Below are 16,508 nucleotides of genomic sequence, written 5' to 3' on the forward strand. Positions count from 1 at the left end.
GTGAAAAAAGAATGAGTTTTTGCTTGTCATTTAACGGAATTCTATGTTACCACTAGGTACGCAACATATTTTGTTCAATATTTATAAAATACAAAAACGAAGATAAAAAATAAAATGAACTTCAAAGCTCGCCTTAACACTCTGGTACTCCTGATTATCGTGGTCATTATTGACACCGCGCAGGGGATAGTGGGCAGCAAGTAACCACAAGATTTTAAAAACCCCCGCACTGAAAAGTCCGGGGGTTTTTTTACAATTAGTACACTAAAAATTGAAGCACATCCGACCGAATACAACCAAGGTTCAGTCGAGAAATGACAGGAAGAATGGGAGCGCACATGACGTGCAAAAATAATGGAAGTCACTACGAGCCAAGTCGTAGTATGAGAGGGATACGATGAAAGGAGCAGATTTAGTCGTATCCGCATTAAAACAACAAGGCATAAAAACCGTCTTTGGTTACCCTGGTGGTGCCATTATGCCTATCTACGATGCCCTTTATGAGTGTGGTGTAGAACATATTTTATGTCGCCATGAACAAGGCGCGGCAATGGCAGCGATTGGTATGGCGCGATCATCACAAGATGTCGCTGTCTGCATGGCGACCTCTGGTCCAGGCGCGACTAACCTCGTCACCGGCCTTGCCGATGCTTTCATGGATTCAATTCCTTTAGTTGCAATTACCGGACAAGTTGCCAGCTCCCACATTGGTACTGATGCTTTTCAAGAAATGGATGTCATCGGTATGTCTCTTTCTTGTACTAAACACAGTTATCTCGTGACTGATATCCATGACCTAGCACCAACACTTGCAGAAGCATTTGAAGTCGCGAAAGCGGGTCGACCAGGCCCTGTCATCGTCGATATTGCGAAAGATGTTCAGTTAGCTGAAGCCCCTGTCGAAACCTTACCGGATTTCGAACATATCCCATTTCCAGTACCAACGCCTGAAGCGTTTCGCCTAGCGAATGCATTGCTTCGTGAATCGAAGCGCCCCGTTTTATACGTTGGCGGCGGCGTTCAACTCGGCAGAGCCACTGACTCCGTTCGTCAGTTTCTCGCTGACAACCCAATGCCATCCGTGAGTACATTGAAAGGCTTGGGAACGATTAACCGCCACGACCCACATTATCTTGGTATGTTGGGGATGCACGGCACAAAAGCCGCCAACCTTATCGTCCAAGAAAGTGACCTTTTGATCGTTGTCGGTGCGCGTTTCGATGACCGTGTGACCGGAAAACTCGATACCTTCGCGCCTCATGCTAAAGTCATTCATATTGATATTGATGCCGCTGAAATCAACAAGCTTCGTCATGCCAACGCAGCATTACGTGGTGATATTCGTGAAATACTGCCGAAACTGAAATGCACTCACGACATCAGCTCTTGGGCTCACCACAGTGAGGGGCTGCGTACCGCCTTTACATGGCGATATGATCACCCGGGCGATCTTATCTTTGCCCCACTTTTGCTTAAGCAATTATCGGACATGATGCCAGACAGCTCTATCGTCTCTACCGATGTTGGCCAACACCAAATGTGGGCAGCGCAACACATTCAGCCTCGTGATCCACAAAACTTCATCACATCTGCGGGTTTAGGGACAATGGGCTTTGGTTTACCGGCTGCAATGGGAGCTGCCGTTGCTCGACCTGATGATCAGTCCATCCTGATTTCTGGTGACGGCTCTTTCATGATGAATATTCAAGAGCTTGGCACCTTAAAACGTCGCCAAATTCCAGTCAAAATGGTGTTGTTGAACAACTCTCGTTTAGGCATGGTTCGCCAGTGGCAATCCTTATTCTTTGACGGCCGCCACAGCGAAACGATTTTGGATGATAACCCTGACTTTGTCATGCTAGCTAAAGCATTTGATATTCCAGGAAAAACCATCACTCGCAAAGAAGAAGTTGAACCGGCGTTAAAAGAAATGCTCGAAAGTAAAACAGCATACCTTTTACATGTCCTGATCGATGAAGAAGAAAATGTTTGGCCACTCGTACCACCGGGTGCATCAAACAGTGAAATGTTGGAGAACACCTAATGGAAAGATATTTCTTAGATATTAAAGCCGATGATAAACCGGTTCTATTAGAGCGCGTTTTACGCGTCGTTCGCCACCGCGGCTTTGTTGTAAAACAAGTGGCGGGAACACAAAATCACGACAGCAAAATTGCAAGTGTAGAAATTATTGTCGATAGCGATCGACCTATTGAATTTCTCACTAATCAGATTGAAAAATTATGGGATGTGATCAGCGTTGAAGTGACCAAAATCGACAATAACGAACTCCCTAACAACAACTTACAACACACACTTAACGCTTAAGGAAGATAATAATGTCTAAAAAAACAGCTGACTACATTTGGTTTAATGGTGAGATGGTTCCTTGGGCTGAGGCCAATGTTCACGTTCTTACTCATGCTATGCACTATGGCACTTCTGTATTTGAAGGCGTGCGCTGCTACAACACACCAAATGGGCCAGTTATCTTCCGTCACCCAGAGCATGCAAGACGCCTAAAAGATTCCGCGAAAATATACCGTTTTCCAATTCCTTACACGGAAGAAGAAATCATGGAAGCGACACGCGAGACTCTGCGCCAAAATAAACTCGAATCCGCTTACATTCGCCCACTTGGCTTTGTTGGTAATGTTGGCCTGGGTGTTTGTCCACCAGAAGACTCGATCATGGATCTGATTATTGCGGCTTTCCCTTGGGGATCTTACCTTGGTGAAGAAGCATTAGAGAACGGCGTTGATGCGATGATTTCTAGCTGGAACCGTGCGGCACCGAACACGATACCGACGGCGGCTAAAGCGGGCGGTAACTATCTTTCTTCACTGCTTGTTGGTGGAGAAGCGCGTCGTCATGGCTACGATGAAGGCATTGCGTTAAGTGTTGATGGCTACCTATCTGAAGGTGCAGGTGAGAACATCTTTGTGATTCGCAATGGCGTTCTTTCGACACCACCAGCAACCAGTGCCATTTTGCCGGGTATTACACGTGACACAATCATCACTCTAGCACGCGAGCGTGGTTACGAAGTTCGTGAAGAAAATATTGCTCGTGAAGCACTCTACCTTGCTGACGAAGTGTTCATGACTGGAACCGCAGCAGAAATTGTTCCAGTACGCTCTGTGGATAAAATTGAAGTGGGTACAGGAAAACGCGGCCCAATCACTAAAGTATTGCAAGCGGATTACTTTGGTTTATTTAACGGCACCACAGAAGACAAGTGGGGTTGGCTTGACTACATTTACCCAGAGAACAAGCCCCAACAAAGCACTCCGTCTGCGAAGTAATAGAAAAGGAAATTCAAATGTCTAAGACTCCAAAAAATACCTACCGCAGCGCGACCACAACTCATGGACGCAACATGGCGGGCGCACGAGCATTGTGGCGTGCAACGGGCGTAAAAGATGAAGATTTCGGCAAGCCGATCATCGCTGTTGTTAACTCATTCACGCAATTTGTTCCCGGTCACGTACATCTAAAAGACATGGGGCAACTGGTTGCTCGAGAGATTGAAAAAGCCGGTGGTATCGCCAAAGAATTCAACACCATCGCTGTGGATGATGGCATCGCAATGGGCCACGGTGGCATGCTTTACTCGCTACCATCTCGTGAAATTATTGCCGATTCAGTCGAGTACATGGTCAATGCGCACTGTGCCGACGCCATGGTGTGTATCTCGAACTGTGACAAAATCACCCCAGGAATGATGATGGCCGCTATGCGCCTTAACATTCCGGCGATTTTTGTATCAGGCGGCCCAATGGAAGCAGGTAAAACCAAGCTTTCCGATCAAATCATCAAGCTCGACTTGGTCGATGCCATGATTCAAGGCGCTGATCCAACGGTTTCAGATGAACAAAGCGAGCAAGTTGAACGATCAGCATGCCCAACATGTGGCTCTTGCTCTGGTATGTTTACAGCGAACTCAATGAACTGTTTAACGGAAGCGTTAGGGCTGTCTCAGCCAGGTAACGGTTCTATGCTGGCAACACACGCCGATCGTGAGCAGTTGTTCATCAATGCAGGTAAGCGTGTCGTTGATCTAACCAGACGTTACTACGAAGAAGGCGACGATTCAGCACTGCCACGCAACATAGCTAACCGAGCCGCGTTTGAAAACGCCATGGCACTTGATATTGCCATGGGCGGTTCAAGTAATACGGTTTTACACCTTATTGCAGCGGCTCTTGAAGGTGAGGTTGATTTTGATATGGACGATATCGACGCCATGTCGCGTCGTGTTCCACACCTATGTAAAGTTGCCCCATCCACCCCTAAATATCATATGGAAGATGTTCACCGTGCAGGCGGTGTGATGGCTATCCTTGGTGAGCTTGACCGTGCAGGCCTACTCAACGGTGACACTCGCACAGTACTCAATATGTCGATGAAAGAGCAGCTTGCTCAATACGACATTATGCAAACAGACGATGAAGACGTTCTCAAATTCTACCGAGCTGGCCCTGCTGGTATTCGTACCACCAAAGCCTTTTCACAAGATTGCCGTTGGGATCGTTTAGACGATGACCGTAAAGAAGGGTGCATTCGCACCATAGACAATGCGTTCAGCCAAGAAGGCGGACTGGCCGTTCTTTCAGGTAACATTGCGGTCGACGGTTGTATCGTTAAGACGGCTGGTGTAGATGAAGAAAACTTAACATTCCAAGGCCCTGCCATTGTATTTGAAAGCCAAGATGACGCTGTTGAAAATATCTTAGGCGGAAAAGTCAAAGCGGGCGAAGTGGTTGTTATTCGTTACGAAGGCCCGAAAGGCGGCCCAGGTATGCAAGAAATGCTCTACCCTACGACTTACCTTAAATCAATGGGACTCGGTAAATCTTGTGCACTGCTGACTGATGGCCGTTTCTCTGGCGGTACATCCGGTCTTTCTATTGGTCACGTATCTCCAGAAGCAGCAAGTGGCGGTGCGATTGGTCTAGTGAAAAATGGCGATATCATCACTATTGATATTCCAAGTCGTTCCATCACGCTCGATGTGTCTGAAGATGAACTGGCAGCGCGACGCACAGCGCAAGATACAATGGGTTGGAAACCAGTCAATCGCGAACGTGTTGTATCACTTGCACTTAAAGCCTATGCGAGCCTGGCAACAAGTGCAGACAAAGGCGCGGTACGCGATAAGTCTAAGCTAGAAGGGTAACCCCATGACCGACGCTTTTTTAGCAAAGCAAGGGAAACAAACTGGCGCAGACTATCTGCGCCAAATCCTGAAAGCACCTGTCTACGAAGTCGCGATGGTCACCCCATTGCAAGATATGCCGCGCTTGTCCGAACGTTTGGGCAACCAGGTGCAACTGAAACGTGAAGATCGTCAACCTGTACATTCGTTCAAGTTGCGTGGCGCGTACAACATGGTTGCAAGCTTGTCTGAAGCACAGAAAACTGAGGGCGTCATCGCCGCATCCGCTGGCAACCATGCGCAAGGTTTAGCGATGTCAGGAACAAAGCTGGGGATCACGACGACGATTGTGATGCCGAAGACAACCCCCGATATCAAAGTCGAGGCGGTTCGAAGCTTTGGTGGCAACGTTGTACTTCATGGCAGTAACTTTGATGAAGCGAAATCCGAAGCTGAACGGTTGTCAGAAAAGCACGGCTATACCTTTGTTCCTCCCTTTGATCACCCATTAGTGATTGCAGGGCAAGGCACGATAGGCATGGAGATGTTGCAGCAAAATGGTCACCTAGATTATATCTTTGTGCCGGTTGGTGGCGGTGGTTTAGCGGCTGGGGTCTCGGTGTTAATCAAACAACTGATGCCTGAAATCAAAGTGATTGCCGTCGAGCCGGAAGATTCTTCCTGCCTCAAAGCCGCGCTTGATGCTGGTGAGCCTGTTGTTCTTGACCAAGTGAGCATGTTCGCAGATGGCGTTGCGGTCAAACGCATTGGTGATGAAACGTTCCGTTTATGTCAACAATACCTTGATGGGCATATTTCTGTCTCAAGTGACGAGATTTGCTCTGCGGTAAAAGACATCTTTGAAGATACACGTGCCATCGCTGAACCTTCAGGCGCCCTTGCCCTTGCAGGATTGAAGAAGTTTGCAGAGCAAAACCAACTGAAAGGCAAGCAACTCGCCACCATACTTTCAGGTGCGAATACCAACTTCCACGGTTTACGTTATGTTTCAGAGCGCTGTGAACTGGGTGAAAAACGTGAAGGCTTGCTCGCGGTGACCATTCCTGAACGCCAAGGCGCATTCTTTGAATTTTGCGATCTTATTGGTGGCCGAGCTGTGACGGAGTTTAATTACCGCTACAACGACGATAGCCTAGCCAATATTTTTGTTGGTGTGCGTTTGCAAGGTGGGCAAGAAGAGCTCGAACACATCATTAACGATCTTCGCAACGGGGGATACCCTGTCGTGGATTTATCAGACGATGAAATGGCGAAACTACACGTTCGCTACATGATTGGTGGTAAACCGTCGAAACCACTGAAAGAACGCTTATACAGTTTTGAATTTCCAGAATACCCTGGTGCATTGCTTAAGTTCTTAAGCACCCTCGGAACGCATTGGAACATTAGCCTGTTTAACTACCGTAACCATGGCGCCGACTATGGTCGAGTGTTGTGTGGTTTTGAACTGGATGAACATGATTTAACTCGTTTTTCAGCGCACCTGCGTGAATTGGGTTATCAATGCAAAGACGAAACGGATAACCCTTCCTATCAGTTCTTTTTATCCTAAACTCAAAGCCAGTCACCTTGACTGGCTTTTTTATGCTGTACTGTTTAATTAATGCGTTTAGCACATAGATATAATGCTAAAGTTTCATTTTATTCATAGTTAGTTTCTCACTACACTGTGTGTAATTTCATTGCTGTCCTTAAGTGGAGAATACGAATGTTCAATGCCTTAGTTCTAAATCAAGAAGAAAAACGTACCATCGCTCGTGTAGAAAAAATCGATGAATCACAACTGCCGGAAGGCGAAGTACTGATTGATGTCGATTATTCTTCTTTAAACTACAAAGATGGCCTTGCTATCACAGGAAAAGGCAAAATTATTCGTAATTTCCCTATGGTCCCAGGTATTGATTTAGCCGGTACCGTCGTAAGCTCTGACGATGATCGCTACCAAGCGGGCGACCATGTTGTCCTTACTGGTTGGGGCGTCGGTGAAAACCATTGGGGTGGCATGGCGCAGCGTGCACGTCTAAAAGCGGACTGGCTGGTGCCTCTGCCAAAAGGGTTTGATAGTAAAAAAGCGATGATGATTGGCACTGCAGGCTTTACCGCCATGCTTTGTGTTCAAGCGCTTCTTGATGCAGGTGTAAAACCAGAAACCGGTGAAGTACTTGTGACAGGCGCGAGTGGCGGTGTCGGTTCCGTAGCGGTAACACTACTGGCTAAGTTGGGTTACAAAGTGGCCGCCGTGACAGGCCGAGTGGAACAAAACGGGCCGTTACTAGAAAAACTAGGAGCAAGCCGAATCATTGACCGTAGCGAATTTGAAGAACCAGCACGCCCACTTGAAAAACAAATCTGGGCTGGCGCTGTTGATACCGTCGGAAGCAAGGTACTTGGAAAAGTACTCGCACAAATGGACTATAACAGTGCTGTTGCCGCGTGTGGCTTAGCCGGTGGGTTTGATTTACCAACAACGGTCATGCCATTCATATTGCGTAACGTGCGCTTGCAAGGTGTCGATTCAGTCTCTTGTCCACTAGAAAAACGCATTGCTGCCTGGGAAAAGCTGGTTGAGCTATTACCAGAGAGCTACTTTGAGCAAGCCTGTACAGAAATTGATCTTGCCGAGGCCCCAACATACGCAGAAGACATCACTAACGGCCAAATCACGGGACGAGTCGTGATCAAGCTGTAACTGACTGATTGTTGATTTTAAAACCGTCTGTTTAGCAAAAAGCTTTAGGGAGACCTAAAGCTTTTTTTGATCATGCTTTTTATCATAAATAGGAGCTATGACGGCCTTTCAGTAGGGTTAACCATCCAACCCCATGTCTTTCACTCGCTTGGCAATCAAACGTCCACACTCCTCTTTTACAATACTTCTCAGCCATTCTTGCGCAGGGGAGTGCTCACATCGAGGGTGCCAAATCATCGAATAGTCGAAAGGAGTAAACTGAAATGGTAAGGGCTTAACCACCAAATCGTATCGTTCAGCCACTAAGTAAGCCAAGTCAGCAGGAACCGTAATGATAAGTGGCATAGTATCCACAATCGCTAATGCGGCTTCTAAATGGTAAGCCCGAAGTACCATTTTAGGGGCGGGATTTCCCACTAGCGACTGCTCTAGCAACGCTTTCACGCCATCACTGATCGCTATCATCGCATGAGGATAATCTCGGTAGTCCGTTAGACTCATCTCTTGGTCTGCCAATGGATGCTGCTTTGAAAGCAAACACAGAACCCCAACTCGACCTAGAATCTCGCTACGTAAAGGCTCTACAGGCCCAGTTGGTCTACAGATAGCTAAATCAGCCCCTTCATAAGTCAATTGATCGGAAAGCCTATCGTGCTGTAAGGGTAAGAAATTAAATGACACATTAGGGGCTTCTTGGTATATCCGTGGCAAAGCAAAAGGCAAAATAGTCTGCATTGCATAATCGGTCGTCGCGATAGAAAACACCTGATCGCAGCTTTGAGGTTCAAACTCCAAGGGAGAAAGCAATTGACGAAGAGATTCAAGTGGCTCCCCCAAAGAGCGATCGATCTCTAGTGCTTTTTCAGTCGGTATAAGGTGTTGACCTTGGCGAGTAAACAGGGGGTCCGCCAATAATTGGCGAAGCCTACCAAGAACACGACTCATGGCAGACTGGCTGAGGCTTAAACGAGCAGCGGCTTTACTCACGCTGGACTCTTCAATCAATACCCTTAAGGCGATCAGTAGATTGAGATCTTTACGGTAAACCTCTTCTAATTCCACGGCTTGGCTCCACTAAAGTAATAACCTTTAGTGTAACCTCTGGGCAAAAAAAATCCCGCTTTTCAGCGGGGAAGCCCAAGAAAACTGGGGTAGTGTCGGAATGTATTCGTGTGTAGTCTTACAAGTGAGCAGTCTTTGCTTAACGTTAGTTAAGCCTATTGTGCACTAATTTTTTTGTTCTTCAGATACGCCCGTCCAACGACGCATCTCAAGCCAAATCCCTAAAATCGTTGCACTTAAACCAAATAATGGAATTAAAGACAAGTCAGCTGGTGAACGTAATACCAAAGCGCAAAAAGATATAAAACAAAGAACGGAGTAGATGGTCAGTCTATCGAGTGCTGTTAGCATGTTCGCTCCTTAATCTTTTCTCTGAAATACCAGTTGTTACCAACTTGTTAACTAAATTAAAACAAAATGATCAATTTGCCAAGAGATTATTGAATATTTTTTCTTCATTAGTATTATCTACCGCTCTAACGCTGTCACAGAGAGTTCACCATGACCTTTGATTCAACACTTGCCACCCATACACTAGAAGCAGAAGGATTACGCTGCCCAGAGCCCGTAATGATGGTGAGAAAAACGATGAGAAAAATGCAAGATGGGGAGGTGCTATTCGTCAAAGCCGACGATCCTTCTACGACTCGTGATATTCCGAGCTTTTGTCGCTTTATGGATCATGAATTGGTCGCCTTTCAGACTGAGACGTTGCCCTATCAATATTTAATACGAAAAGGCATTGCCTAAAGCACAAAAACTGAAAAGGGGCACAACATAGATGATTGTGCCCCTTTTTACTGTATTCTACGACAAAATAGATATTTTCTATTCTGATTCGTGCCGACGTAACTGAGTTTGCAATGCGGTAATTTGTTTTTGCATATCTCGCATTTCTTGATGCATCGGAATAATGTGAGCAACGCGAATCCAAGACTCCACCATTAACCCTGTCATCACAATAGCGCCAATCACCATGGGTAACCACATGTCGGTCAACACGATACCAAGCAATGTTATCGCTAACCCAAAGGTGAATAAGTAACTCTGACTTTTCGGTGTCATACCCATATAACGTGTAAGCATAATAGTGCCCTCTCGCTGCTATGAATTGTTTACTTTTACGCCACCAAATTAGCACAATATTTGTGACATTTATGTGTCAGTGACAGCGATATTGAGTAAGATCGAATCACTTTTTGATCTAGTTCAATATCGCAATAATCACGAAGTCATAAACCCTGTATCGCTTAGAAAAGAGCGGCACCTATCGCAAGGCCCACAAATAACAAGGCTGTGATTTTTCGAATTAAATCTAAAGGCATCTTGTCTGCCGACAACTTACCAATGATAACTACCGGCACATTAGCTAACAGCATTCCAATCGTTGTGCCTAAAATGACAAGCGTCAAAGCGTCAGCATATTGAGCGCCAAGAATCGATGTCGCTATCTGTGTTTTGTCGCCAATTTCGGCGATAAAAAAGGCGATGAAACTAGCGACAAACGGTCCACGATTGGAAATTTTCTCATCGTCATCGAGTTTATCTGGAATCAAAATCCAGCCCGCCATCGCAATAAAGCTCACCACCAACACCCATTTTAATACGTCAGGTGATAAATAATCTGCGACAACCACACCGAGCCACGCAGCTAACGCGTGATTGGCAATGGTCGCAAAAAAGATAGCGGCTATGATTGGGATTGGTTTTCGATACCGGCTTGCCAGTAATAATGACAGTAACTGTGTCTTATCGCCGATCTCGGCTAAAGCGACAGTGGTAATGGAAATTGCTAAAACGCTCATGACATGCTCATTGGGGCGAGGATTATTATATTTAACCATAGACAAACCTCATGCCCCACCCCGGTTCATGATGTTTGTCTAAGGTCTTGCTAAACCTTGTACCCAGAAAAGTCTGATTGATACAAAGGTCTCGAACGCCATGGTGATTTTGCACCAATTATGTTGACGAACGAACTTATTCAAGCTGAATAAGCAGGCTACTCCCCAAAGACGATGAGGATTTTAAAGCGAATACCAATAAATACAAGCAAAGACGACCTAAAACTGTTTCATTTGATGAATTTATTGATCACGAAAGCGATAAAATGGATTAAACCCCGTACTGGGTACTAATTAACCATGATTACCTCTACTCGCAGACTCAATATGTCGCTATACTTGGTGGTTATTTTCACTAAATCACTTAGAAGAATCGCGCGAACTTGACTATGCAAAAATACGATATCAAAACCTTCCAGGGAATGATCCTCGCGCTGCAGGATTATTGGGCTCAAAACGGTTGCACCATTGTTCAACCTTTGGATATGGAAGTAGGTGCTGGCACCTCTCACCCAATGACATGTCTGCGTGCACTTGGTCCAGAACCAATGTCTACCGCTTACGTTCAACCTTCTCGCCGTCCGACCGATGGTCGCTATGGTGAAAACCCGAACCGTCTGCAGCACTACTATCAATTCCAGGTCGCTCTGAAACCTTCTCCTGACAATATTCAGGAACTGTACTTAGGCTCACTTGAAGTACTTGGTGTCGACCCATTAGTGCACGATATTCGTTTCGTAGAAGATAACTGGGAAAACCCAACGCTAGGCGCATGGGGTCTTGGTTGGGAAGTTTGGCTAAACGGCATGGAAGTGACTCAATTCACTTACTTCCAACAAGTTGGCGGCCTTGAGTGTAAGCCTGTCACTGGCGAGATCACTTACGGTATCGAGCGTCTAGCTATGTACATCCAGGAAGTCGATTCTGTTTACGACCTAGTATGGAATGTAGCACCAGACGGTTCTAACGTGACTTACGGTGATATCTTTCATCAAAACGAAGTTGAGCAATCAACCTACAACTTCGAGCACGCAGACGTAGATTTCCTATTCACTTTCTTCGACCAGTGCGAGAAAGAGTGTAAAGAGCTACTTGAGCTTGAGAAGCCACTGCCGCTTCCAGCTTACGAGCGCATTCTAAAAGCAGGCCACGCATTCAACATCCTTGATGCGCGCAAAGCTATCTCGGTAACAGAGCGTCAACGTTACATCCTTCGTATCCGCAACCTGACGAAATCAGTTGCTGAGGCGTACTACGCATCACGTGAAGCGCTTGGCTTCCCGATGTGTAAAAAGACAAACGAGGAGAAGTAATCATGGCGAAGAATTTTCTAATTGAACTGGGTACGGAAGAGCTTCCACCAACAGCACTTCGTTCTCTAGCAGAAGCCTTTGCTGCTAACTTTGAAGCAGGTCTTAAAACGGCTGAGCTTTCTCACGAAGGCATCAAGTGGTACGCAGCACCTCGTCGTCTAGCACTTAAAGTAACTGCACTGGCTGAAGGCCAAGCAGACAAAGTGGTTGAGAAACGCGGTCCTGCAATTTCTGTCGCATTCGATGCGGAAGGCAACGCAACGAAAGCAGCGCAAGGTTGGGCTCGTGGTAACGGTATTACTGTTGAGCAAGCTGACCGCCTGAAAACAGACAAAGGCGAGTGGCTTCTTTTCAAACAAGAAGTGGCTGGCAAACCCGTTCAAGAATTGGTGATGGACATCGCTGCGAAAGCACTGGCTGGCCTACCCATTCCTAAAGCAATGCGCTGGGGTAACTCAGACATTCAATTTATCCGTCCAGTGAAAACACTGACAGTACTGCTAGGTGATGAGCTTGTTGAAGGCGAAATCCTAGGCGTAGCTTCTGCTCGTACTATCCGTGGCCACCGTTTCATGGGCGAACAAGAGTTCACCATCGACTCTGCTGACCAATACCCTGCGATCCTAGAAGAGCGCGGTAAAGTCATGGCAGATTACGAAGCGCGTAAAGCGATCATCCTTGCTGATTCGCAAAAAGCGGCAGCAGCGGTTGGCGGTAAAGCTGACCTAGAAGATGACCTTGTTGAAGAAGTCACGTCTCTGGTTGAATGGCCAGTCGTACTGACAGCGAAGTTTGAAGAAGAGTTCCTAAAAGTACCTTCTGAAGCTTTGGTTTACACCATGAAAGGTGACCAAAAGTACTTCCCTGTTTACGATGAAAATAAGAAGCTACTTCCTAACTTTATCTTCGTATCAAACATCGAGTCTAAAGAGCCTCGTCACGTTATCGAAGGTAACGAGAAAGTTGTACGTCCACGTCTTGCTGATGCTGAGTTCTTCTTCAACACAGACCGTAAGCGCCCGCTGATCGACCGTCTTCCAGAGCTAGACCAAGCTATCTTCCAGAAGCAGCTTGGTACTATCAAAGACAAAACAGACCGCATCACAGAACTTGCTGGCTACATCGCTGAGCAAATCGATGCTGACGTTGAGAAATCTAAGCGCGCAGGCCTACTGGCTAAGTGTGACCTAATGACATCTATGGTATTCGAATTCACGGATACACAAGGTGTAATGGGCATGCACTACGCGACTCACGATGGTGAAGACGAGCAAGTTGCACTAGCACTTTACGAGCAGTACATGCCTCGTTTCGCTGGTGACGACCTACCAAGCACGGGTATCTCTTCAGCAGTTGCAATGGCAGACAAGCTAGACACTATCGTAGGTATCTTCGGTATTGGCCAAGCACCAAAAGGTTCTGACCCATTCGCTCTACGTCGTGCATCACTAGGTGTGCTACGTATCATCGTTGAAAACGGCTACAACCTAGACCTAACGGATCTGATCGGTAAAGCGAAAGAGCTACTAGGCGACAAGCTAACTAACGACAATGTTGAAGCTGACGTTATCGACTTCATGCTAGGTCGTTTCCGCGCATGGTACCAAGATGCTGGTTTCAGCGTTGATATCATCCAAGCGGTACTAGCACGTCGTCCAACTAAGCCAGCTGACTTTGACCAACGTGTTAAAGCGGTTTCTCACTTCCGTGAACTGGAAGCAGCAGAAGCACTAGCAGCAGCGAACAAGCGTGTAGGTAACATCCTTGCGAAATTCGATGGCGAGCTACCAGCTGAAATCGACCTAACGCTTCTTCAAGAAGACGCAGAGAAAGCACTGGCTGAAAACGTTGAAGTAATGACGGAAGCACTAGAACCAGCATTCGCGACAGGCAACTACCAAGAAGCCCTAAGTAAGCTTGCTGATCTACGTGAACCGGTTGATGCATTCTTCGATAACGTAATGGTTATGGCTGATGACGAAGCGCTTAAGAAGAACCGTCTAACGCTACTGAACAACCTACGTAACCTGTTCCTACAGATTGCTGATATTTCTCTGTTGCAGAAATAGGCTTTACTACAAAAATAAGCTTTGCTGAAACAGTAACGAAAGTAAAGTAACAAGACTAAGTAGTTAACTCCTTTTAAGCCCAACTCCTCGGAATTGGGCTTTGTTTTTGCCTAATCCAAAAATAAGCTTTGCCTCGCAAAGTGTTTCCGCGGTATGTTCAAATATCATCCCAAACGGAGTGAACATCCGTTTTCATTATAAAAAGCACTCGTAATAAACTAGGTAAGTAAGCAATGCAATTCTCTAAGTTTGGTGAAAAATTTAATCAGTATTCTGGTATTACCCAATTAATGGATGACTTAAATGACGGTCTGAGAACACCAGGAGCCATCATGCTCGGTGGTGGTAACCCCGCTGCCATTCCATCCATGCTCGATTACTTTCACCAAGCCAGTGAAGAAATGCTCGCCAATGGGGATTTTCTCGCCGCTATGGCCAACTATGATGGCCCTCAAGGTAAAACGACGTTTGTTCAATCGCTCGCCAAGCTATTTAGCGAAACCTATGGTTGGGATATTTCTGAAAAGAACATTAGCCTTACCAATGGCAGTCAAAGCGGTTTCTTCTACCTGTTTAATCTCTTCGCTGGTCAGCAACCCGATGGTTCCCATAAAAAAATATTGCTGCCCTTAGCACCAGAGTACATCGGCTATGGGGATGCAGGCATTGATGAAGACATTTTCGTCTCGTACCACCCAGAAATTGAAATGCTAGAGAATAGATTGTTCAAATATCATGTTGATTTTGAGCAACTGAAAGTGAATGAATCAGTCGCAGCCATTTGCGCGTCTCGCCCGACCAACCCAACGGGGAACGTATTAACCGATGACGAAATTCAAAAACTGGATAAGTTAGCGCGAGAGAATAACATTCCACTTATCATCGATAACGCTTACGGTTTGCCATTCCCAAACATCATTTTTGAAGATGTAAAACCGTTCTGGAACGACAATACCATACTCTGCATGAGCTTATCGAAACTGGGTTTACCGGGTGTTCGCTGTGGGATTATTCTCGCGAGTGAAGAAGTGACCCAAGCACTGACCAATATGAATGGCATCATCAGCTTAGCTCCAGGAAGCATTGGGCCAACCATAGCGAATCATATGATAAAGAAAGGTGACTTACTGAAACTCAGTAGTGATGTTATTAAGCCGTTTTATCAACAGAAATCGCTGCGAGCCGTTGAGTTACTTCAACAGGCGATAGAAGATCCACGCTTTAGAATTCACAAACCAGAAGGGGCCATTTTTTTGTGGCTTTGGTTTGATGAACTGCCCATCACCACCATGGAACTGTATAAGCGTTTAAAAGACCGCGGCGTATTGATCGTTCCCGGTGAGTATTTCTTTATTGGCCAAAAAGACGAATGGGATCATGCTCACCAGTGCTTGCGTATGAACTACGTACAAGACGATGAAGCGATGCAAAAAGGCATTAATATTATTGCTGAAGAAGTGAAAAAGGCTTACTCAGAGCAGTAATCAGAGCTTTTAGCTTACCGTAGACCAAATACAAAAAGAGCACCTCATTAGGCGCTCTTTCACTTTTACTTCCCGATATTTTTTAGCTCTAAGGAGCTAACAGTAATCAACCTTCTAGTAGGCTATTACCATTAATAGCAATCTTACGTGGTTGCATCGCTTCTGGGATTTCGCGTTCTAGGTCGATGTGAAGAAGACCATTTTCCATGCTTGCGCCTACCACTTTTACGTAGTCTGCCAGTTGGAATTTACGTTCGAAATCGCGCTCTGCGATACCTTGGTATACGAAGGTTTTCTCTGCTTCTGCTTTACGCTCACCTTTAACAATTAGCATGTTCTCTTTCTGAGTCAGATCTAATTGGTCATCAGCAAAACCAGCAACGGCCATAGTAATACGGTAGTTGTTCTCGTCTTTTTGCTCGATGTTGTATGGAGGGTAACCGCCAGAAGAGTTCTTCGATGTGTTCGCTTCCATCATGTTGAATAGACGATCGAAGCCGATTGCGTTGCGGTAAAGTGGAGTGAAATCTACAGTTCTCATAATGCTATCCTTTTAGTAAGCAATAGTCTTAGCCGTGAATTTTACTGAGATCGAACCAGTGTGATCCAGTAAACAGCTAAGAGATTCAATTCGCATTCCTCGGGTTTCACCTCTATTGGCGACAACACTGGGACATGGCAATGAATCAATTTTTAAGTTGTGTGCTGCCAAAGTTATCCTCTATTGAGCGACACTCTAGCAACGGTTATGAAGGTTCTGTTTCTTCTCTTGTAGAGCAAGACAGTCATCCTCTTCACAACTAGATATATGGATTGAGCAAAATAGTTTCAAGGGATAATTTTCAATTATTTTCCAAGATCATTATTT

Annotated in this window: 16 protein-coding genes and 1 riboswitch; of the genes, 11 read left to right on the top strand and 5 right to left on the bottom strand. The window is 45.8% G+C overall.

What is annotated here, in order from left to right; genetic code table 11:
• Nucleotides 1-397 precede the first annotated feature (397 nt).
• From ilvG to A1QO_RS08620, 6 genes are all read left to right on the top strand, one after another.
• Complete coding sequence (ilvG, locus tag A1QO_RS08595; RefSeq protein WP_017034345.1) at nt 398-2,044, top strand: acetolactate synthase 2 catalytic subunit; 1,647 nt, start codon at nt 398-400, stop codon at nt 2,042-2,044.
• Nucleotides 2,044-2,328, top strand: coding sequence for an acetolactate synthase 2 small subunit (gene ilvM / locus A1QO_RS08600; protein WP_017034346.1), 285 nt, complete (start codon nt 2,044-2,046; stop codon nt 2,326-2,328). The genes ilvG and ilvM overlap by 1 nt, the downstream gene beginning before the upstream one ends.
• Nucleotides 2,329-2,339: 11 nt before the next feature.
• A complete protein-coding gene (locus tag A1QO_RS08605) occupies nt 2,340-3,305 on the top strand; it encodes a branched-chain amino acid transaminase (protein WP_017034347.1) in 966 nt (321 codons plus the stop codon).
• A gap of 17 nt (nt 3,306-3,322) precedes the next feature.
• A complete protein-coding gene (gene ilvD / locus A1QO_RS08610) occupies nt 3,323-5,179 on the top strand; it encodes a dihydroxy-acid dehydratase (RefSeq protein ID WP_017038342.1) in 1,857 nt (618 codons plus the stop codon).
• 4 nt (nt 5,180-5,183) lie between these two features.
• Nucleotides 5,184-6,731, top strand: a complete 1,548-nt coding sequence (gene ilvA / locus A1QO_RS08615; RefSeq protein ID WP_017040218.1) for a threonine ammonia-lyase, biosynthetic — start codon at nt 5,184-5,186, stop codon at nt 6,729-6,731.
• 156 nt (nt 6,732-6,887) lie between these two features.
• Entirely contained in the window at nt 6,888-7,868 is a 981-nt protein-coding gene (locus A1QO_RS08620; protein ID WP_017034350.1) for an MDR family oxidoreductase, read from the top strand.
• Nucleotides 7,869-7,985: 117 nt separating this feature from the next.
• Here the strand turns inward: A1QO_RS08620 and A1QO_RS08625 are convergent, their stop codons facing one another.
• Nucleotides 7,986-8,930 (bottom strand): LysR family transcriptional regulator, encoded by a 945-nt coding sequence (locus A1QO_RS08625; RefSeq protein ID WP_017038343.1) that lies wholly within the window; start codon nt 8,928-8,930, stop codon nt 7,986-7,988.
• A gap of 165 nt (nt 8,931-9,095) precedes the next feature.
• The gene (locus A1QO_RS08630; protein WP_017034352.1) at nt 9,096-9,281 is read right to left on the bottom strand and encodes a hypothetical protein; all 186 of its coding nucleotides are present in this window, start codon (nt 9,279-9,281) and stop codon (nt 9,096-9,098) included.
• Nucleotides 9,282-9,431: 150 nt separating this feature from the next.
• On the opposite strand from A1QO_RS08630, the gene tusA reads away from it, so the two are divergent.
• Nucleotides 9,432-9,680 carry a sulfurtransferase TusA gene (tusA, locus tag A1QO_RS08635; RefSeq protein WP_017034353.1) on the top strand — a complete coding sequence of 83 codons (249 nt, stop codon included), beginning with the start codon at nt 9,432-9,434 and terminating at the stop codon, nt 9,678-9,680.
• Between the two features lie 78 nt (nt 9,681-9,758).
• Here tusA and A1QO_RS08640 read toward each other — a convergent pair whose 3' ends face one another.
• Together A1QO_RS08640 and A1QO_RS08645 are read right to left on the bottom strand one after the other, a co-directional pair.
• Nucleotides 9,759-10,016: a hypothetical protein gene (locus tag A1QO_RS08640; protein ID WP_017034354.1), complete on the bottom strand. Its 258-nt coding sequence runs from the start codon at nt 10,014-10,016 to the stop codon at nt 9,759-9,761.
• Between the two features lie 164 nt (nt 10,017-10,180).
• Nucleotides 10,181-10,735, bottom strand: coding sequence for a TMEM165/GDT1 family protein (locus A1QO_RS08645; RefSeq protein ID WP_017034355.1), 555 nt, complete (start codon nt 10,733-10,735; stop codon nt 10,181-10,183).
• 91 nt (nt 10,736-10,826) lie between these two features.
• A riboswitch (yybP-ykoY riboswitch) is annotated at nt 10,827-10,953 on the bottom strand.
• A gap of 210 nt (nt 10,954-11,163) precedes the next feature.
• On the opposite strand from A1QO_RS08645, the gene glyQ reads away from it, so the two are divergent.
• The 3 genes from glyQ to A1QO_RS08660 all read left to right on the top strand — a co-directional run bounded on the left by glyQ (nt 11,164) and on the right by A1QO_RS08660 (nt 15,640).
• Nucleotides 11,164-12,087, top strand: a complete 924-nt coding sequence (gene glyQ, locus A1QO_RS08650) for a glycine--tRNA ligase subunit alpha (protein ID WP_017038344.1) — start codon at nt 11,164-11,166, stop codon at nt 12,085-12,087.
• Between the two features lie 2 nt (nt 12,088-12,089).
• Complete coding sequence (gene glyS / locus A1QO_RS08655) at nt 12,090-14,156, top strand: glycine--tRNA ligase subunit beta (protein ID WP_017040219.1); 2,067 nt, start codon at nt 12,090-12,092, stop codon at nt 14,154-14,156.
• Nucleotides 14,157-14,389: 233 nt separating this feature from the next.
• On the top strand, nt 14,390-15,640 hold the full coding sequence (locus A1QO_RS08660) for a valine--pyruvate transaminase (RefSeq protein WP_017040221.1): 1,251 nt from the start codon (nt 14,390-14,392) through the stop codon (nt 15,638-15,640).
• A 106-nt stretch (nt 15,641-15,746) separates the two neighbouring features.
• Here the strand turns inward: A1QO_RS08660 and A1QO_RS08665 are convergent, their stop codons facing one another.
• Nucleotides 15,747-16,181 (bottom strand): Hsp20 family protein, encoded by a 435-nt coding sequence (locus tag A1QO_RS08665; RefSeq protein WP_009848140.1) that lies wholly within the window; start codon nt 16,179-16,181, stop codon nt 15,747-15,749.
• Nucleotides 16,182-16,321: 140 nt separating this feature from the next.
• Between A1QO_RS08665 and A1QO_RS20700 the strand changes: the two genes are divergently transcribed.
• A complete protein-coding gene (locus A1QO_RS20700; RefSeq protein ID WP_277814230.1) occupies nt 16,322-16,444 on the top strand; it encodes a hypothetical protein in 123 nt (40 codons plus the stop codon).
• The last annotated feature ends 64 nt before the right edge of the window (nt 16,445-16,508 follow it).

This window comes from Vibrio genomosp. F10 str. ZF-129 (assembly GCF_000287055.2).
Classification (GTDB): domain Bacteria; phylum Pseudomonadota; class Gammaproteobacteria; order Enterobacterales; family Vibrionaceae; genus Vibrio.